The 19236-nt window shown below is 63.8% G+C and carries 17 protein-coding genes; 8 read left to right on the top strand and 9 right to left on the bottom strand.

The features are described 5' to 3' along the window. Positions 1 to 7: 7 nt before the first annotated feature. The 3 genes from APH27_RS12010 to APH27_RS12020 are packed head-to-tail and all read left to right on the top strand — an operon-like array spanning position 8 to position 3323. The gene (locus APH27_RS12010) at positions 8 to 1165 is read left to right on the top strand and encodes an alginate O-acetyltransferase (protein WP_060484902.1); all 1158 of its coding nucleotides are present in this window, start codon (positions 8 to 10) and stop codon (positions 1163 to 1165) included. A gap of 20 nt (positions 1166 to 1185) precedes the next feature. After that, positions 1186 to 1833, top strand: a complete 648-nt coding sequence (locus tag APH27_RS12015) for an alginate O-acetyltransferase AlgF (RefSeq protein WP_027918476.1) — start codon at positions 1186 to 1188, stop codon at positions 1831 to 1833. 35 nt (positions 1834 to 1868) lie between these two features. Beyond that, positions 1869 to 3323: a mannose-1-phosphate guanylyltransferase/mannose-6-phosphate isomerase gene (locus APH27_RS12020; protein ID WP_060484903.1), complete on the top strand. Its 1455-nt coding sequence runs from the start codon at positions 1869 to 1871 to the stop codon at positions 3321 to 3323. Positions 3324 to 3389: 66 nt separating this feature from the next. On the opposite strand, the gene APH27_RS12025 is transcribed toward APH27_RS12020, so the two are convergent. Continuing rightward, positions 3390 to 4127, bottom strand: coding sequence for a hypothetical protein (locus APH27_RS12025; RefSeq protein ID WP_156335878.1), 738 nt, complete (start codon positions 4125 to 4127; stop codon positions 3390 to 3392). A 260-nt stretch (positions 4128 to 4387) separates the two neighbouring features. Here APH27_RS12025 and APH27_RS12030 point away from each other — a divergent pair, with 260 nt between their 5' ends. Next, positions 4388 to 4852 carry a hypothetical protein gene (locus APH27_RS12030; RefSeq protein ID WP_060484905.1) on the top strand — a complete coding sequence of 155 codons (465 nt, stop codon included), beginning with the start codon at positions 4388 to 4390 and terminating at the stop codon, positions 4850 to 4852. 150 nt (positions 4853 to 5002) lie between these two features. Beyond that, positions 5003 to 5827, top strand: coding sequence for an SDR family oxidoreductase (locus APH27_RS12035; protein WP_027918472.1), 825 nt, complete (start codon positions 5003 to 5005; stop codon positions 5825 to 5827). Positions 5828 to 5984: 157 nt separating this feature from the next. Here the strand turns inward: APH27_RS12035 and APH27_RS12040 are convergent, their stop codons facing one another. From APH27_RS12040 to APH27_RS12055, 4 genes are all read right to left on the bottom strand, one after another. After that, on the bottom strand, positions 5985 to 7436 hold the full coding sequence (locus APH27_RS12040) for an efflux transporter outer membrane subunit (protein ID WP_060484906.1): 1452 nt from the start codon (positions 7434 to 7436) through the stop codon (positions 5985 to 5987). Further along, on the bottom strand, positions 7433 to 8494 hold the full coding sequence (locus APH27_RS12045) for an HlyD family secretion protein (RefSeq protein WP_027918470.1): 1062 nt from the start codon (positions 8492 to 8494) through the stop codon (positions 7433 to 7435). Before APH27_RS12045 ends, APH27_RS12040 begins: the two co-directional genes overlap by 4 nt. A 27-nt stretch (positions 8495 to 8521) precedes the next feature. Beyond that, a complete protein-coding gene (locus APH27_RS12050; protein WP_060484907.1) occupies positions 8522 to 10063 on the bottom strand; it encodes an MFS transporter in 1542 nt (513 codons plus the stop codon). Positions 10064 to 10280: 217 nt separating this feature from the next. Further along, positions 10281 to 11189 carry a LysR family transcriptional regulator gene (locus APH27_RS12055; protein WP_027918468.1) on the bottom strand — a complete coding sequence of 303 codons (909 nt, stop codon included), beginning with the start codon at positions 11187 to 11189 and terminating at the stop codon, positions 10281 to 10283. A 272-nt stretch (positions 11190 to 11461) separates the two neighbouring features. Between APH27_RS12055 and APH27_RS12060 the strand changes: the two genes are divergently transcribed. Beyond that, a complete protein-coding gene (locus APH27_RS12060; protein WP_027918467.1) occupies positions 11462 to 11911 on the top strand; it encodes a universal stress protein in 450 nt (149 codons plus the stop codon). Positions 11912 to 12249: 338 nt separating this feature from the next. On the opposite strand, the gene APH27_RS12065 is transcribed toward APH27_RS12060, so the two are convergent. Genes APH27_RS12065 through APH27_RS12080 form a run of 4 tightly spaced genes read right to left on the bottom strand, consistent with a single transcriptional unit; the run spans position 12250 to position 17029 of the window. After that, positions 12250 to 13110, bottom strand: a complete 861-nt coding sequence (locus APH27_RS12065; protein WP_027918466.1) for an HlyD family secretion protein — start codon at positions 13108 to 13110, stop codon at positions 12250 to 12252. Between the two features lie 10 nt (positions 13111 to 13120). Continuing rightward, positions 13121 to 13321: a DUF1656 domain-containing protein gene (locus APH27_RS12070; protein WP_008097766.1), complete on the bottom strand. Its 201-nt coding sequence runs from the start codon at positions 13319 to 13321 to the stop codon at positions 13121 to 13123. 4 nt (positions 13322 to 13325) lie between these two features. Beyond that, entirely contained in the window at positions 13326 to 15503 is a 2178-nt protein-coding gene (locus APH27_RS12075; RefSeq protein WP_060484908.1) for an FUSC family protein, read from the bottom strand. Next, positions 15500 to 17029 (bottom strand): efflux transporter outer membrane subunit, encoded by a 1530-nt coding sequence (locus APH27_RS12080; protein ID WP_060484909.1) that lies wholly within the window; start codon positions 17027 to 17029, stop codon positions 15500 to 15502. Before APH27_RS12080 ends, APH27_RS12075 begins: the two co-directional genes overlap by 4 nt. A 180-nt stretch (positions 17030 to 17209) precedes the next feature. On the opposite strand from APH27_RS12080, the gene APH27_RS12085 reads away from it, so the two are divergent. Further along, the gene (locus tag APH27_RS12085) at positions 17210 to 18157 is read left to right on the top strand and encodes a LysR family transcriptional regulator (protein WP_027918463.1); all 948 of its coding nucleotides are present in this window, start codon (positions 17210 to 17212) and stop codon (positions 18155 to 18157) included. 80 nt (positions 18158 to 18237) lie between these two features. Continuing rightward, positions 18238 to 19212, top strand: coding sequence for a D-glycerate dehydrogenase (locus APH27_RS12090; RefSeq protein ID WP_060484910.1), 975 nt, complete (start codon positions 18238 to 18240; stop codon positions 19210 to 19212). Positions 19213 to 19236 lie beyond the last annotated feature (24 nt).

A 19236-nucleotide genomic window follows, 5' to 3' on the forward strand; every position in this document is an offset into this window, starting at 1 on the left:
GGATGACATGAACCGGACATTACGCATTACCTATTCCTTGTCGTTCCTCGGCCTGCTGGTGGGCATGGGCGCCTGGTCCACCGGTGGCTTCGACAGCTTCCACCGTACCGAGCAGATGACCTTGCTCAACGGCAAGCTGGCCAAGGCCGCCGAGACCCACTACGACGACCAGTTCCCGATCAAGCGGCTGGGCACCAATCTCTGGGCCGCGCTGGACTTCAAGCTGTTCAACGAAGGCCGCCCGGGCGTGGTGCTGGGCCGCGACCAGTGGCTGTTCAGCGACGAAGAGTTCAAGCCCACCGCCGGTGCCGAGCAGCTGATGCAGGACAACCTGGCGCTGATCCGCGGCGTGCGCGACACCCTGCAGCAGCATGGCAGCCAACTGGTGCTGGCGATCATCCCGGCCAAGGCGCGGGTGTACGCCGAGTACATCGGCAAGGAGCAACCGGCCAGCCTGCATGACGATCTGTACAACCAGTTCCATGCCCAGGCGCGCCAGGCCAATGTGTTCGCCCCCGACCTGATGGCCGCACTGGAACAGGCCAAGGCCCGTGGCCAGGTGTTCCTGCGTACCGACACCCACTGGACGCCAATGGGCGCCGAAGTGGTAGCGCAGGCACTGGGCGAAGCGGTCAGCCGCCAGCGCCTGCTCAATGGCGAGCCGCAGACCTTCATCACCGAAGCGGGCAACACCGCCCCCTACAAGGGCGACCTGACCAACTTCCTGCCCCTGGACCCACTGTTCAGCAACCTGTTGCCGACCCCGGACAACCTGCAGCAACGCACGACCCGGCCGGCCGAGGCCGAAAGCGATGGCGACGACGCCCTGTTCGCCGACAACCAGATCCCGGTCGCCCTGGTGGGCACCAGCTACAGCGCCAACCCGCACTGGAACTTCCTCGGTGCGCTGCAGCAGGCGCTGCACAGCGACGTCGCCAACTACGCCGAAGACGGCCACGGCCCGCTGTTGCCAATGCTCAAGTACCTGCAAAGCGATGCCTTCAAGAACGCCGCACCACAAGTGGTGGTGTGGGAATTCCCCGAACGTTATCTGCCAATGACCAACGACCTCAGCAGCTTCGACCCGCAGTGGATCGCGCAGCTGAAGAACTCCCGTCAATCCGAAGAAAACCTGGCCTTGTCGTCCACCCGGACGAACCACTGATAGAAAGAGAGGAAATGCACATGACTACCAAGACTTCCATTGCCAAAGCCCTCACCCTCGCGGCCGGCCTTTCCCTTGCTTCCATGCAGGCGTTCGCCGGCGCCGATGCCGCGCTGTACGGCCCGACCGCACCGAAAGGCTCGACCTTCGTGCGCCTGTACAACGCCACCAGCGCCCCGGCTGCAGCCAGCGTCGGCAACACCCAGATCAAGCAGGTTGGCGCCCAGGCCAGCAGCGACTTCAGCTTCCTGCCGGGTGGTGACTACACCGCTCAGGTCGGTGGCAAGAGCGTGCCGGTCAAGCTGGCTGCGGACAAGTACTACACCCTGGTCAACAACGCCGGCGGCACCCCGCAGCTGATCGAAGAACCACCGTTCAAGAACAAACAGAAAGCCCTGGTGCGGGTGCAGAACCTCAGCGACCAGGCGGTAACCCTGAAGACCGCCGACGGCAAGACCGAAGTGGTGCCATCGGTGGCCACCAAGGGCCGCGGCGAGCGTGAAATCAATCCGGTCAAGGTCAACCTGGCCTTGTTCGAAGGCAACAAGAAAGTCAGCGACCTGAAACCGGTCGCCCTGGAGCGTGGCGAAGCTGCCGTGCTGTACGTAACGGGTTCCGGCAGCAACTTGTCGCCGGTGTGGGTAACTCGCCCCGTGGCTAGCAACTGATCCCCCTGCCTCATAACGACTATTGGAGAAACATGATGATCCCGGTAATTCTTTCTGGTGGTAGCGGTTCCCGTCTGTGGCCTCTGTCGCGCAAGCAGTTCCCCAAGCAGTTCCTGGCATTGACCGGTGAACACACCCTGTTCCAGCAAACCATCGAGCGCCTGCGCTTCGACGGCATGGACGCCCCGATCGTGGTCTGCAACAAGGACCATAAGTTCATCGTCCAGGAGCAGCTCGCTGCCCTGAAGCTGGAAACCCAGGGCATCCTGATGGAGCCGTTCGGCCGCAATACCGCGCCGGCGGTGGCCATGGCGGCCATGAAACTGGTCAATGAAGGCCGCGACGAGCTGATGCTGGTGCTGCCTGCCGACCACGTGATCGATGACCAGAAAGCCCTGCAACGCGCCCTGGCCCTGGCCACCGTGGCCGCCGAGCGCGGCGAGATGGTGCTGTTCGGTGTACCGGCGACCAAGCCGGAAACCGGCTACGGCTATATCCGCTCCAGCCAGGACGCGCTGCTGCCTGAAGGTGTGGCCCGGGTCGCCCAGTTCGTCGAAAAGCCCGACGAGAAGCGCGCCGCTGAGTTCGTCTCCGCCGGTGGCTACTTCTGGAACAGCGGCATGTTCCTGTTCCGCGCCAGCCGCTTCCTCGAAGAGCTGAAGAAACACGACGCGGACATCTACGACACCTGCGTGCTGGCGCTGGAGCGCAGTGCTGAAGACGGCGATGTACTGAGCATCGACGAAGCCACCTTCGAATGCTGCCCAGACAACTCCATCGACTACGCCGTGATGGAAAAGACCCAGCGCGCCTGCGTGGTGCCAATGTCGGCCGGCTGGAGCGACGTGGGCTGCTGGTCGTCGCTGTGGGACGTGCACGAGAAGGACGATAACGGCAACGTCACCAAAGGCGATGTGGTGGTGCAGGACAGCCGCAACTGCATGATCCACGGCAATGGCAAGCTGGTGTCGGTGATCGGCCTGGAGAACATTGTCGTGGTCGAGACCAAGGACGCGATGATGATCGCCCACAAGGACAAGGTCCAGGGCGTCAAGCAGATGGTCAAGACCCTCGACGAGCAGGGCCGCAGCGAAACCCAGAACCACCTGGAAGTGTATCGCCCGTGGGGCTCGTACGACTCGGTGGACATGGGCGGCCGCTTCCAGGTCAAGCACATCACCGTCAAGCCGGGCGCCAGCCTGTCGCTGCAGATGCACCACCACCGTGCCGAGCACTGGATCGTGGTGTCCGGCACTGCCGAGGTGACCTGTGACGAGAACGTGTTCCTGCTCACCGAGAACCAGTCGACCTACATCCCGATCGCCTCGATCCACCGCTTGCGCAACCCGGGCAAGATCCCGCTTGAAATCATCGAAGTGCAGTCTGGCAGTTACCTGGGCGAGGATGACATCGAGCGCTTCGAGGACGTGTATGGGCGTACGTCGACGCCGGCTGAGCGTGGCGTGTCAGTGAAGACGATCGCGCAGTAGGAACCCCTTGTTGAAAGCCTCGCGCCCCTGGCAGGGCGCGAGGCTTTTTGTTGCTCAGCGGATCACTCAGCGCAAGTCGAGCTTCACACGTCCCTTTTCAAACCTGTAGACCTTGCCTTTCCATCTGAACGAAAAGCTGAACACAAAGGAAAGCGCCACCCCTTCTTCGTAATGGAAGTCTGAATAGTCCAGGCTGCCTTCATCCGCGGCGATCAGGCCATTGCCGACAACAGCCCTGACACCCAATACACCGTCAGTGTCTAGCCGAATGAAAGCGCCCAAGTCGGACAGGCCATATTCAAGGTCACGTTGCTGGACGATCAACAGGCTATTGGGTTTGCCATCCTGACCGTAGTTCAGGTTGATGAGGGTCGCATTGAACCCATTATTACCTTCGAGAGCAGGTTCGACCTGCGCGCCTGCTGCGCCCGTAGCCTCGTCGGTGTGCGCACGCTCCGACACTTGCAGCTCGAAGGCTCCGTCGGTCACCTTGAACGGCGTGCCCTCCCCAGACACCTCGAATTCAAAGTGCGCTTTCAGCGGGCCCGCAGCATCGTTCAAACGCTCAATGCCCAGTTCGCCATTGCTGGCATAACCCGTAAACGCCGAACCGAGATAGGCCCAGACGTTCCCTTTCTCCTGCGGCTCCATCGGGAAGGTTTTGACTTCGAGCGTTTTGGGGAAATTTATAAAGAGGAAGGGCTCACCGCCAACTGCGTTGTCATCGTATGCAGCAACTCCGCGGGGCTGAATAACAAGCGAGCTGGCGTGGAAGGGTACGCCATTGGGCAATTGGGCATTCATGTACCCTACAACCGTATACTGTTCAACCTTTACTGTTCCCATGCGTTTGTTCCCCGAAGTGGCAGTCGAATGACCAGAATCTGTGCCACGCAGTGCACAGCTGTCGACGATGCTACTGGCACGCACAGACTGTCGAAACTGATAGAAATGCTAGGTACGACGGGGGTGATACCTTGATTAACAGATACCATCGCTGATCTTCAAGCGCAGCCCATTTGACGCTAGGATGGCTGAACCGGCGATCTCGAGGTCCCAGATTCATGCTTATCGGTGCCATCCTCATCCTCACCTGGCTGGTATTGCTGCTGCGCTACCCAGCGAAAGCCCTGCCCCTTTCAATGGCTGCCGTCTGTGGCCTGGGCCTGGTTGCGCTGTGGGTCGCGTGGCAGGACACTCGCGAAACCTCGCAATTGGCGCGCCTGGACCTGCGCCTGGCCTACGCACCCGCGCAATGCCCCCCTGATCGCACCCTGCAAGTCACGATGCACAACGGCAACAAGGCCCCGTTGGTCGAACTGCGCTGGCGCGTTGCAGCGTATGCGCCGGGCGATACCGTAAACCTGGCAGAAAACACTTACAACGCACCGCGCTACCGTGGGCCGGGTGAGCTGCAGCCGGGCGCCGAGTGGAAAGACTGCCTGCCGTTGCCACCGCTGCGTTCGGGCTACCGGCCGCAGACCTTGGAATTCCGCGCGGAACACTTGCAAGGTACATTTGCCAATTAATACAGCGCCTGTTCCGGCCCATTGGCGGGCAAGCCCGCTCCCACAGGATTCGCACAGACCTCGCGGCATTGTGTATGCCTGGGGGAGCGGGCCTGCCCGCCAATGGGCCGGCGAAGGCAACCTCAACGTCCCCAGAATACAGGCCCATCCATGCCCACCGTCCTGATCACCGGTTGTTCCAGCGGCATCGGCCGCGCCCTCGCCGACGCCTTCCGCGATGCCGGCCATGAAGTCTGGGCCACGGCCCGCAAGCCCGACGATGTCGAACAACTGTCCGCCGCCGGCTTCATTGCACGGCAACTGGACGTCAACGATGGCGAAGCGCTCAAGCGCCTGGCCAATGAGCTGGAAGCGCACCACGGTCGCCTCGACATCCTGATCAACAACGCCGGCTACGGCGCCATGGGGCCCTTGCTCGATGGCGGCGTAGAGGCCATGCGCCAACAGTTCGAAACCAACGTCTTCGCCGTGGTCGGCGTAACCCGCGCATTGTTCCCGCTGTTGCGTCGTGCACGCGGGTTGGTGGTGAATATCGGCAGTGTCTCGGGCGTGCTGGTCACGCCATTCGCCGGCGCCTACTGCGCGTCGAAGGCTGCCGTGCAGGCGCTCAGCGATGCCCTGCGCCTGGAGTTGGTGCCGTTCGGGATACAGGTCATGGAGGTGCAGCCAGGAGCCATTGCTTCGCAGTTCGCCGACAATGCCCAGCGCCAGGCGCAACAGATGTTCACCCCGGGCTCGCCATGGTGGCCGTTGCGTGAGTATGTTCAAGCAAGGGCGCGCGCTTCACAGGACAAGCCGACGTCCGCGCGCGAGTTCGCTCAAGGTGTGTTGAAAGCGGTACACAAATCGCCGCCACCGACGCTGGTACGCATAGGTAACGGCAGCACCGCATTGCCATTGTTGGCGCGCTGGCTGCCGCGACGGGTTTTGCATTGGGTGTTGCGCAAACGCTTTGGTTTGTTACGGCCTTTGTGATCGGGGCGATTCAGTCACTATGTTGTCGGCCACCAGGACGTTCGCCAATAACAAAACTCCCCCCCATGCTGAACACTGGCAGCAATACCAGGCGCATCACCTTTGGAAGGCACTCGTGCTTGCCGTTCAAACAGAGGTACATGGCAATCGCCCCCGATCACGCCCGGTGCGGGGGCTGGGTATCGAACGCCTGCCAACCGCCGCCCAGCGCCTTGTACAAGCCAACCAGCGCCTGCGAAACCGCCGCTGAACTGTCGATCCACTGCTCTTGGCTGGCCAACAGTGCGCCCTGCACGGTCAGCACGTTGAGAAAGTCCACTGCCCCTTCCACGTATTGGCGCTGGGCGGTTTCCAGGGCGATGCGATTCTGCCGCACCGCCTCGGCCAGGTGATCACGACGCAGCTGGCTGGCGTTATACAGGCGCAGCACATCGTCGATCTCGTGCCAGGCACCGAGCACCACCTTGCGATAGTTCAGCGCCGCTTCCTGTTGCTGCGCCTCGCGCAGTTCCAAGGTGCCCTTGAGCCGGCCACCCTCGAAGATCGGCAGCGACAACTGCGGGCCGAAAGCGAAGCGACGCGAATCCCAGCCGCCGAAATCGGCCAGCTGCATGGCCTGGAAGCCGACGCTGCCAGATAGACGGATGCTTGGATAGAAGTCGGCCTTGGCCACACCAATACTCGCGGTGGCTGCATGCAGGCGCGCCTCGGCCTGGCGGATGTCCGGGCGCCGCTCGGCCAGCTCGGAGGGCAGGCCGATGGCGAACGTCTGCTGCGGCGCGGGCAGCTCTGCGCCCTGCAGCAACTCGGCCTGCAGGCTACGCGGCGGCTCGGCGGCGAGCAGGCTGAGGGCATTGATCAAGTCATCGCGCCTGGCTTCCAGGCTCGGCAGGCGCGCTTCGATGGAAGCAACCTGTGCACTGGCCTGGGCCACATCAAGACGCGTGGCAACACCTTCTGCCTGGCGATCCTGGGAAAGCTTCAGGCTATGTTCGGCGACCTTGAGGTTGTCGCGGGTCACGTCCAGGGTGTGTTGCACGGCTCGCAGCTGGATGTAATTGCCGGCGGTTTCCGCAAGCAGTGCCAGCAATACGCCGCGGCGATCGTTCTCGGCCACTTCCACGGTGGCATCGGCCGCTTCCACCTGGCGCCGCACCCGGCCCCAGAGGTCCAGTTCCCAGCCAGCGACCAAGTCGCCCTGCCAGAGGTTGAAGGCCGATTTCCCGGCGTTGCCCGATGGATCGCTCAGGCCTTCGGCGCTGTTGCGGGCACGGCTGTAACCGATGTTGGCATCCACCGACGGCGTTTCATCGGCTGCCACCGTGCTACGCAGGGCGCGGCTTTGTAGCAGGCGTGCACTGGCCATCTGCACGTCGAGGTTGTTGTCGGCCACGCGCTGGATCAACGCACTCAGCCGTGCATCGTGGAAGGTTTCCCACCAGCGCAGTTCCAGCGGCTCGGCCTGTGGCTGGCTCGGGGCGGCTTCACCCTGCAGCGCTTCCCATTGCTGCGGCGCCTGGCTGTCCGGGCGCTGGAAGTCCGGCCCGAGGGTGCAGCCGGCCAGCAGCACGGCCAGCAGCAGCGGACTCAAGCGTGCGGCAGGTTTCATCGTGTGCTCACCTCTTTGCCAGCCAGCTTGTCGCCCTGGGTGTCGATGGTAGCTTCTACCGACATGCCCACACGCAGGCGTTCGAGCAGTGGCTGGCCATCATCGAAAACGATCTTCACCGGAATGCGTTGTACCACCTTGGTGAAGTTGCCGGTGGCGTTGTCCGGTTTCACCGCAGCGAAGGTCACGCCGGTGGCCGGGGCAATGCTCTCGACATGGCCCTTGAGGGTTTCGCCAGAGAAGGTATCGACGCTGATGCTCACCGGCTGGCCCGGCTGCACGTGGGTCAGCTGAGTCTCCTGGAAATTGCCGACCACGTAGGCATGCTGCAGCGGCACCACCGACAAGAGGCGGGCGCCCGGGTTGACGAAGGCGCCGACGCGCAATGCCCGCTCACCGACCATGCCGTCAACCGGCGCGGTGATGCGGGTGTAGGACAGGTCCAGCTGGGCTTTCTCCAGGCCGGCTTCGGCACGCTTCAACTGGCCATCGGCACTGGCCACCTGGGCCGTAAGGATGTCCACCTGCTTGCGGGTTGCCACCAGCGCCGCCTGGGCGTTGGCCAGCCGTGCGCGGGCCTGGTCGACCCGGCTGCGCGCCTGCTGGGCGTTCTGAACGGTGCCGGCACCCTGCTCGGCCAGGCGGCTGTAGCGGTTGACCTCGTGGTCGGCGAACGCTGCTTCAGCCTGAGCCGCCGTCACCGCCGCCTGGGCCTGGGCAATCAGTGCGGCCTGGCGCTCGAGGGTGGCGCGAGCATCGGCGCTCTGCGCCTTGGCCACCAGCAGCTGCGCCTGGGCGGCATCCAGCGCGGCCTGGTAGTCACGGGCATCGATGGTCGCCAGTAACTGGCCGGCCTGCACCTGCTGGTTGTCTTCGACCAGCACTTCCTTGATGAAGCCCGCGACCTTGGGCGCGACCACGGTGTAGTCGGCAATCACATAGGCATCGTTGGTGCTCTGCCGGTGGTCGCTGCCCAACAGCCAGGGGCCGACGATACCGGCCAGCACGGCCACGGCGAGCACCGAGCCGATGAGAAGGGTTTTGCGGTTGTTGGTCATGTTCAGTGTCTCGAATTCATCCAGGGTTCAGGCCACCGCGCGCGGCGGATAGACCCGGGTAGGCACGAAAGGAATCAGGCAGATCAGCGCCACGGCGATGCAGGCCATGGCCAGGTAAAGGTCGGCCGAGGTCAGCACCAGCGCCTGGTCGTGAATGCGCTTGGCAAGGCCCACCGTGTTGCCGTCGATCAGCGGCGCGTTGCCCAAGCTGTCTACCAGGTGGTTGGAATGGAAGTGCCGGCGCAGGGTGCCCAAGGCATCCAGCAGGCCTCCGGCAATCACTGCGGCCAGGCCTTTGACGGTGTTGAACCAGCTGGAGGCGAACGGGCCTTCCTGCGGGGTCATGCCGTTGGTGGAGAGCATCAGCAGCGGCAGCACGGCCATTGGCTGGCCAAAAACCTGCAGCACGTAGAACGGGTAGAAATCACCGCGGATCCACTCGCTGGTCAGCAGGCTGCTGCCCACGCACGACACCGCCAGCATGGCCAGGCCGATGGCCAGCACCCAGCGGCAATCCACTGCCCGGATGTTGCACAACGCTGCGGTCAGTGGCAGGGCGATCAGCTGCGGCATGGCCACCAGCATCATCAGCGGGCTGGTCTGCGCCGGGCGGTAGCCCTGGATCTGCGCCAGGTACGCCGACGGAATGCTGGCCACACCGGACAGCACGATCAGCACGCCAGCCAGGGTCACCAGGGCAAAACTGAGGTTGCGCCGTTGCAGCATGCGCAGCTGGAAGAACGGCAGCGGCTCGGACCATTCGTTGTACATGAACAACACCAGCAACAGTACGCCACCGCCCAGCAACCGGCAGATCAGCGGCGAATCGAACCAGCCCCAGCGGTCACCCAGCGACAGGCCGAGGACGATGCAGCTGATGGCCGGCAGGCCGAGCAACACGCCACGCCAGTCGAACTGCTTGAAGCGTTCCAGGCGCAATGGGTCCTGCGGCAGGCCCCAACCGACACAAAACATGGCCAGCGCGGAGGGCAGGATGATTTGCCAGAACGCCCACTGCCAGCCGACGTACTCGGTCCACAGGCCAGCCAGAGGCGTACCGAGGTTGGGCCCGAAGGTGGCGGTCAGGGCATAGCAGGCCAGGCCGTAGACCTTGATGCCAGGAGGCAGGAAGCGCAGCGCCACGCTCATCAGCATCGGTGGCAATGCACCCGAGGCAAAGCCCTGGAGCACGCGCAGCAGCATCAGGCTGTGCAGGTTGGGGGCAAACGGTTGCAGTAAACCCAGCACGGCGAACACGCCCACCGCACTCATGGTGAAGCGGCGCAGGGAGAAGGTGGTGGCCAGCCACGGGGCAAAGGCCATGGCCGAGACGGAAGCTGCGCTGTACACCGCCAGCAGCCACGCCCCTTCGTCGGCACCAATACCCATGGCGCCGCGGATGTCGGCGAGGGAAATCTTGGTCACCGACTCGTTGAGGCCGGCACACAGCACTGCCAGCAACACGCCGAACAGCCCGACCACCACCCGCAAGCCGAACGCCGTCTGCGCAGGCGCGGCCGGCGCGGGGGCGGCGGCAATCGCGGCCGAAGGGGCGGACAGGGAACTCATGGAATACATCTCCAGCAACAAATTTGCGACTGGAGCAAGTCTAAGAAGGTCGAATGCTGACGAAAACTGACTTCTCGGCAGTTTTATATTGCGCCTGACGCAATCGGCTTCGATACCGAGTCGCCTGCTTCGCGGGTAAACCCGCTCCCTCAGGATCAATGCAATGCATCAGGCCAGCGCGGGAGCGGGTTTTACCTGCGGAGCAAGCAACACGGTATCAAGGATCGACGCTGCAGCAAGCCTTCAAGGTCTGCCGCAACCAGCGGTGGGCGGGGTCGTTATGGAAGCGCGGGTGCCAGGCCTGCAGCACTGTCACTCGCTCCAGCGGCACCGGGATTTCGAACGAGCGTAGCGGCAGGCCGAGCTTGTGCACGCTGTTGAGGATGTTGGCCGGCATCGGCAGGATCAGGTCGGAATCGGGCAGCGAGAACAATGCCGAGTGAAAACTTGGGGTAATCAGTGCCACCCGACGCTGCACCTTGAAATTGGCCAGCTCGACATCGATCGGCCCGTTGGCCCGGCCACGGCGGGAAACGCTGATCTGCGGATAACTGGCAAAGGCGTCCGGTGTGATGGGTTGGTCGAAGATCGGATGATCGCGCCGCGCCAGCCCTACATAGTAAGTCTGGAACAGGCTCTGCACCTTGATCTCCGGGCCCAGGTCGACGGTCGAGCTGATGATCAGGTCGGTGCGCCCATCGCGCAGCACGCTGTCGTCATCGCCGCCGGGGCTTTCCGGCACGAAACGCAGCACCGTGCGTGGCGCCTGTTTATGCATGCGCTGCAGCAGCTGGGCGCCATACAAGGCGATGAACAAGTCATTGGTGCGAATGTTGAAAGCGCGATCGAGCCTGGACAAGTCGACTTCATCGACGCTGCGGAACACTTCACCGGCCTGCTCTACAAGTGCCGCCACTTGTTCGCGCAGGGCCAGCGCACGTGGCGTCGGCACCAGGCCACGGCCGGCACGCACCAGGATCGGGTCGCCCAGGGCGTCGCGGATACGCCCCAAGGTGCGGCTCATCGCCGCCGGGCTCAGGTTCATGCGCTGCGCGGCGCCCACCACGCTGCCTTCATCGAGCAAGGCATCGAGGGCGACGAGCAGGTTCATGTCCGGGAGTTGCATGGCCGTTTTCCGTTACAGCTGTGGGGAAACGCGATGGTAGCAGGTTGGCCGATTGCACCAGACGCAATGCGTTCGTGCGTGGCGGGGCATTTATTCACTGGCCGTGTTCGGCCTTAAATGAAGCATTGGCAGGTCCGGCCCTTTCGCGGGCAAGCCCGCTTCCACAGGAGCCTCACATTCTCACAACTTTGTGCACTCCCTGTGGGAGCGGGCTTGCCCGCGAAGAGGCCCGGACAGGCAACCCCTTAGCCAGCTGCAAACAAGGATCCCAGATGCCCAGCCCCGTCCTGATCGCCATCGACGCCTCCCCCGCTTCCGCTGCCCTGCTCACCCTCGCCCGCCGCTACTGCCGCCCGGGCGAACACGAACTGCACGTGTTGCTGGCCATCGACTCCACCTTCGCCGTGCACGACAAACCTGCGCCCTACACCGTTGAAGAACTGGAGGAGTATCCCGCCGCCTGCGAGGAGCAACGCCTGGGCGACCGCGCCGTGGCCGAGGCCGTACAACAGTTGCAGCAGGCCGGTTTCAGCAGCCAAGGCTGCATGGTCGCCGGGCAGCCGGTCGAGGCGATCGTCAGCAAGGCACAGGCACTGAACTGCGAGTTGATCATCATGGGCCACCGCCACCTGTCGCGGTTGGGGCGGCTGCTGGACCCGTCCATCAGCGCCAAGGTCATTGATCGGGTCGAGGTGCCGGTGCTGGTGGGGGTGGCTTACTAATACCCAGCGAAGGAACAGCCAACCCGTTCGACCCTGCCTGAGGAAATGCATCCTAGCGGCTAAGCCAGTCTTGGTGTGTCAACTCGTCGATCCGGTATTAGCATTCGCAGTGCAGCCCTATGTCGCCCTCTCCCAGAAGATCTGATGGTCATGCTGGTGATGACCCTAGGTACGTATCAATGGCCCCGCATCGCGGGGCCATTGCTTTTGCGCATCGCGCTTGCTGGCGACACGAAAAGGCATTGTGCAGCGCGAGCTAAATCAGCTCATGACATCCCCTTCCTACCTCGCTGTAGTCCAATTCCTAACGACAGAGATAGGCCCAACATCAGTTCCGGTTAGCTCTCATTTGGCTTTACCACCACCGTACAGGTCGTCCCCGCCGCCAGCACAAACCCGTCCGGCACCTCATCGATATGAATCCGCACCGGCACCCGCTGTGCCAGGCGCACCCAGTTGAAGGTCGGGTTCACATCGGCGATCAGCTCGCGGCTCTGTGGGTTGTCGCGGTCGTAGATGCCGCGGGCGATGCTCTCCACGTGCCCCTTGATGCGTTCGCCACTCATCATCTGCAGCTCGGCCTGGTCGCCTACTTTCACGTGCGGCAACTTGGTTTCCTCGAAGAAGCCGTACACCCAGAACGAGTTCTCGTCGACCACCGCCATCACCGCTTCGCCGGTGCGCGCATAGTCGCCCTTGTGGATGTTCAGGTTGGTCACGTAACCGTCCACCGTAGCAACGATATGGGTGCGCTTGAGGTTCAGCTCGGCCGCCGCCAGCGCTGCCTGGGCCTGCTGGTAATCGGCAAGGGCGGAGTTGGCGATGTTGCTGGCGTCGTCGCGGTTTTCCTTCGAGATCACCAGGTTGTCCATGTCGGCGCGGCGCTTGGCGTTGACCTTGCGCATTTCCCAGGTGGCCTTGCGCGAAGCGACCAGGGCCTTGGCCTGGTCGACCGCCAGCTGGTAGTGCTCGGGGTCGATCTGGATCAGCAGGTCGCCCTTCTTCACCCGCTGGTTGTCCTTGACCGGCACGTCCACCACATAACCGGGCACATCGGCGGCGACGTTGATGATGTCGGCGCGCACGCGGCCGTCGCGGGTCCACGGCGTGGTCATGTAGTGCAACCACAACTGGCGACCAATCACCACGGCAGCGGTCAGCACCAGCAGGGTGGCGATCAGGCTGAAGAACTTTTTCATCGAAGGATTCTCACCAGTAGAGCGACAGCGCCAGGGCGCCGAACAGGCAGACGAACAGGCTCAGGCGCAGCAGCGCCGGATGCCAGAAGAAGCGGTAGCCATCATGGCTGGCGATGAACCGGTCCAGGCCCCAGGCCAGGCCTAGGGCAAACAGGAACATCAGGGTCATGGTGGGCATGTACACGCCATGGAAGGCGATCTCACGGGGCATGCTTTCACGGAACATGGTGCAATCCTTTCGCCGGTGCCAGCGGCGACTGTGGGTCCAGCAGGGAAGAACGGATGAAGTGCAGGTAGCTCTGCGCGCGGCGCAGCACCGAGGTGTCGAAGTGCCGGGCAAAAGGTTCGTCGGTGGCCTGCACGCGGGCGATGGCGTGGTCCACCGCGACCAGGGCGCGCTCGTGGTTGCTGGCGTTGGGCTGCAGGAACAGGCGAGCCAGGGCGCGGCCCATGACGCGAATGGCCTGGCGCCACGGCTGCGATTCGGCGTAGGCCGGGTGGATCGGCGCGCGGGCCTGCTCCTTGCGCAACTCGATGACGGCGTGGCCAACCTCCAGTACGGTGAACATCCAGCCCATCAGCTGGCTCTGCACCTGCGGCTTGCCGGCGGCCAAGCCATAGGCCTGGTGCAGCAGGTCACGGGTGCGGCTTTCGAAGGCCGAACCGATGCCGCGCAGGCGCCCGCTGATGGCGAACAGCACCTGCTCGCGCAGCTCTTGCTCCAGGCGGCTCCACAGCCAGCGGCTGTTCGGCGGCAGGATGATCGCACCCGCCGCGGCGCAGACGAACATGCCGATGACCATGCCGATGTAATCGTTGATGAAGCTGTACGGGTCGTAGACGGTCAGGTTGTTCGGCACCGAGCCGATGGCGAAGAACACCAGCAGGCCGATGCCGTAACCGGCGTACGCCGGCCGCGACGACAGAAACGCACCGAGCACGAAGACGGGGGCCAGGACCATGCACAGCAGCGGGAAGCCGTCGATCCAGGGGAAGACGAAGAAGGTTTCGAAGAAACCGATGAAGGCACCGATCGCCGTGCCGCAAGCCATCTGGAACGACATGCGCTTGGGGTTTGGCGAGGCGGCCGAAAGGCCCACGGTGACGGTGGCGATCAGGGTCATCATGGCGCCGCTGGGCCAGTCGCTCATCAGCCAGTAGCTACCCAGCAGCAACAGCACCGCCGACGCCCGCACACCGGCGGCCAGCGACACCAGCCAGCTGGTCTGCGCCACATAGGGCTCGTCCCACTGCTCGCGCTCGTGCTTGTGCGCGGCCAGCGAAGCGTGGGTTTCGGCGTAGCTGTACATCTCGTCGACGAAGCGGTAGAGCAGCTCGAACGCGGTATGGAAGTCGAGCAGATCGGATTCGCTGGGGCAGGATGCTACATAGTCGGCACGCAGGCCACGCACCTGAGCTTGCAGGCCCTCTTTGTAGGCCGCCAGTTCCAGGGTCAGGCGCAGCGCATCGGCGTCGGTCAGCGCCCGGCCCACATAGGGCTGCAACAGCTCCACCAAGGTGTTCAGCCCCGGCTCGATGGCACCGACGATCTGCAGCGGGCCGCGGGCGCGAAGGCGCTCCAGCAAGCGATGCAGGGCGTTGAAGCGCGTGGTGATGGCCATGAACTCACTGTTCATGCGTACCAGGCGGCCAGAGCGTCGACGCATGTGCGGGTCTTCGAAGGCGGTGACGTTACGCAGGCTCTCCAGCCCCACCGCTTCGGCGACGAAGCGCACGTTGCTGGTCTCGAAACGGTCACGCTGGCTATCACCGCGCAGGGCTTCCACCACCACCCCGGCAAACACACCGAAGCGCTGGTACAGGGCGTTGCGCATGGCGGCACTGGCCGACTGCGGCAGGATCGCGGCGCTGACGAACGTCGACACCAGGATGCCCAGGGCAATTTCAAGCACCCGCCATACGGCCGCCATGAACGCCTGGTCAGGGTGCTGCAGCACTGGCAGGCCGATCATTGCCGCGGTGTAGCCGGCGAGGACGAAGCCATAGGCGCGGAAGGTGCGGTAGCGCATGGCACCGGCCGAGCAAAGGCCGACCCACACCGCCAGGCTGGGCAGGAACAGCTCGGTGTTCTGCGGGAAGATCGCGATCAGCGCGACCATCATCGCCGAGCCAGCCAGGGTGCCGAGCACCCGATAGAAACTCTTGGCGAACACATGCCCGCTCTGCGGCTGCATGACGATGAAGACGGTGATCATCGCCGTACGCGGTTGCGGCAGTTCCAGGCGCATGGCCAGCCACAGGGTGATGAACGCTGCCGCCAGCACCTTGAAGATGTAGACCCAGGTCACCCCATCGGTACGCGCCCAGGCGAAGAAGCCCCGGCGCCATTCGAGGCTTTGCAGCCAGCGCACGGGCAAACTGGAAGTGCTCATTCGGCGTTATCCGGCTTCTTGTCGAAAATGGCCAGGGTGGCCGGGGTTTTCGGCGCGGCCTGGCGTTCTTCCTTCGGCACGTCCTGGCCGGCCTGCAGGCCGCCGCCCAGGGCGGTAACCAGTTCGGCATGGGCGATCAGGCGTGCGGCCTGCACCTGCTGCTGCACCTGCTGCTGGCGGAACAGCAAAGTCTGCGCATTGAGCACATTGAGGTAGTCGGTCAGGCCGCGCTGGAAGGCCACCGTGGCGATGTCATAGGTCTTCTGCGCAGCAGCCACCGACTCGGCGGCGAAATGCGACTGTTCCTTCATCGACTCGCGGCGGATCAGCTGGTCGGAAATGTTCTTCAGCGCGCCGACCACGGTCTGGTTGTACCGCGCCACCGCCACGTCATAGCCCGCCGAGGCAACGCCCAGCTGCGAGCGCAGGCGGCCACCGTCGAAGATCGGCAGGCTGATCGCCGGGCCAACGTTGTAGTTGAACTTGCGCCCGGTCAGGAACTCCAGCGGGCCACCACCGGTGGCCATGAAGCCCAGGCTGCCGACCAGGTCGACGTTGGGGAAGAACCCGGCGTGGGCGACATCGATGCCACGTGCCTGGGCCGCGACCTGCCAGCGGCTGGCGACCACGTCCGGGCGCTGGCCGACCAGTTCGGCAGGCAGGTTCGATGGCAGCTTCAGCGGCGCCGCGAGCGCCAGGGTCGGCCGCTGCAACTGCGCGCCCTCCCCCGGGCCTTTACCGGCCAGCGCCGCGAGCTGGTTGCGGGTCAGGGCGATTTCTTCGTCAAGGCTGTCGAGTTGGCGATGGGTTTCGGGCAGCGGTGCCTCGGCCTGGCTGACCTCGAAATGGGTGCCGATGCCGCCGTCCAAACGACGCTTGGCCAAGGCCAGGATTTGCTCTTGCTGTTCAAGCTCGGCCTTGACGATGTCGCGCTGGGCGAAATGCAGGCTCAGCTGAATGTAGGCACGTACCACGTTGTTCTGCAGTTCCAGCTGGGCCTGGCGGGCCTCGGCCACGCTCATGTGGGCCTGGTCCACTGCCTGCTCGCTGGCATTGCGCTCACGGCCCCACAGGTCCAGCGCGTAGCTGAAGCCGAAGGCGGCATTGTTGTCCCAGGTGTTGGCACCCGACAGCGCGCCTGGGCCATAGAACTGATCCTCGGGCCAGTTGTGCCGCTTGAGCGTGGCATCACCATTGACCTGGAGCTTTTCCGCCGACTCGACCACACCGGCCATGGCTTTGGCTTCACGCACACGCGCTGCCGCCATGGCCAGGCTTGGGCTACCGGCTACCGCCAGGTCGATCCAACGGTCAAGTTGCGGGTCGCCATAGGCGTGCCACCACCGCTGGTCAGGCCAGTGCGCGTCGCTGGCCGCTTCGCGAATGGCCGCGTCGGTGCTCAAGGTGTTGGCTTGCAAGGTCTTGCTTTGCGGGGCGATACCCCAGGTTCCGATACAGCCGCTCAAGGTGAGACTAAGGGCACAGGCACTGAACACTTGAAGCGTTCTGATGATGCGACGCGGCACAGCTGCGATTTCCCGAGGAAGAGGTGGAGGGGCCGGGCAATTCTAGGGGGCCACCGCACTGGCGATAAGCGCATATTCCTGCGAATCTTTGTTACCGAAACAGCGATAATCCGGCTTTGGTCGAACGCACATTCGCGTTACTTCGTGACACAATTTTGTCCTCTACCTTGAGAGTGACCCATGGACACCCTGCAAAACATGCGTGCTTTCAGTTGCGTAGCCCAGCTAGGCAGCTTTACCGCTGCTGCGGCGCAACTGGATACGACCACCGCGAACGTGTCGCGGGCGGTCTCCAACCTGGAAGCCCATCTGCAAACCCGGCTGCTCAACCGCACGACCCGGCGCATCGCCTTGACCGAGGCGGGCAAGCGGTACCTGATGCGCTGTGAACAGATCCTCACCTACGTCGAAGAGGCCGAAGCCGAAGCCAGCGACGCCCATGCGCGGCCTGCCGGCCAGCTGAAGGTGCATTCGATGACCGGGGTCGGCCAGCACTTCGTGGTCGATGCCATCGCCCGCTACCGCGAGTCGCACCCGGATGTGACCTTCGACCTGACCATGGCCAACCGGGTGCCCGACCTGCTCGACGAGGGCTACGACGTGTCCATCGTGCTGGCCACCGAGCTGCCGGACTCGGGCTTCGTCTCGCAGCGCCTGGGCATCACCTACAGCATTGTCTGCGCCTCGCCCGAGTACGTGGCCAAGCACGGTTTTGCGCACAAGCCGGTCGACCTGCTCAAGCACGCCTGCCTGCGCATGGTCAGCCCGGTGATCCCGCTGGAAAAATGGCTGTTCGACGGCCCGGAAGGCCAGGAACTGGTGAACATCACCAGCTCGCCGTTCCAGGTCAACTCGGCGGATGCGATGAAAACCGCAATCCGCAGTGGCATGGGCATGGGCGTGCTGCCGATCTACTCGGTGATCGATGGCTTGCGCGACGGCAGCCTGGTGCGGGTGATGCCGGAGTACCGGCTGCAGGAGCTGAACCTGTATGCCATCTACCCTTCGCGCCAGTACCTGGATGCCAAGATCAAGACCTGGGTCGAGTACCTGCGCAACTCGTTGCCAGAGATTCTGGCGGCCCATGAAGCCGACCTGAAAACCCATGAACTGCTGATCGCCAACTGAAAAAGCTGCTGCACGGCGGCGGTGGACAATGGTAGGTTGCTAACCAATCAACCCCATCCACCGCCCTGAGAAGTTGCCCGATGAAAAAGACCGTCCTGGCCTTCAGCCGCATCACCCCGGCCATGGCCGAGCGCCTGCAGCAAGACTTCAACGTGATCGTGCCGAACCCCAAGCTCGGCGACATCAGCGCCCAGTTCAATGAGGCCCTACCCGAGGCCCACGGCCTGATCGGTGCCGGCCGCAAGCTCGGCCGCGCGCAACTCGAAGGCGCGGGCAAGCTCGAAGTGGTGTCCAGCGTCTCGGTCGGCTACGACAACTACGACGTCGACTATTTCAACGAGCGTGGTATCGCCCTTACCAACACCCCCGACGTGCTCACCGAAAGCACCGCGGACCTTGGCTTCTCGCTGATCATGGGCTGCGCCCGCCGCACCGCCGAGCTCGACGCCTGGACCAAGGCTGGCAACTGGCAGGCCACGGTCGCACCGATGCACTTCGGTAGCGATGTGCATGGCAAGACACTGGGCATCGTCGGCCTGGGCAACATCGGCGCGGCTATCGCCCGGCGTGGCCGCTTCGGCTTCAACATGTCGGTCCTGTATGCCGGCAACAGCCGCAAGGCTGCGCTGGAGCAGGAACTGGGCGCCCAATACCGCAGCCTCGACCAGTTGCTGGCCGAGTCCGACTTCGTCTGCCTGGTGGTGCCGCTGTCCGATGCCACGCGCAAGCTGATCGGCGCCCGTGAATTGAAGCTGATGAAACCGAGCGCGTTCCTGATCAACATCGCCCGGGGCCCGGTGGTCGACGAAACGGCGCTGATCGAAGCGTTGCAGAACGGCAGCATTCGTGGCGCCGGCCTTGATGTGTACGAGAAAGAGCCGCTGAGCGAATCGCCGCTGTTCAAGCTGCCCAACGCGCTGACCTTGCCGCACATCGGCTCGGCAACGGCCGAAACCCGTGAGGCCATGGCCAACCGGGCGATGGAAAACCTGCGTGCGGCGTTGCTCGGTGAGCGACCGCGGGACCTGGTGAACCCGCAGGTGTGGAAGGGCTGACAATGCGCTAGCGCCTGTACCGGC

Source organism: Pseudomonas sp. NBRC 111123 (genome assembly GCF_001320205.1).
Classification (GTDB): domain Bacteria; phylum Pseudomonadota; class Gammaproteobacteria; order Pseudomonadales; family Pseudomonadaceae; genus Aquipseudomonas; species Aquipseudomonas putida_J.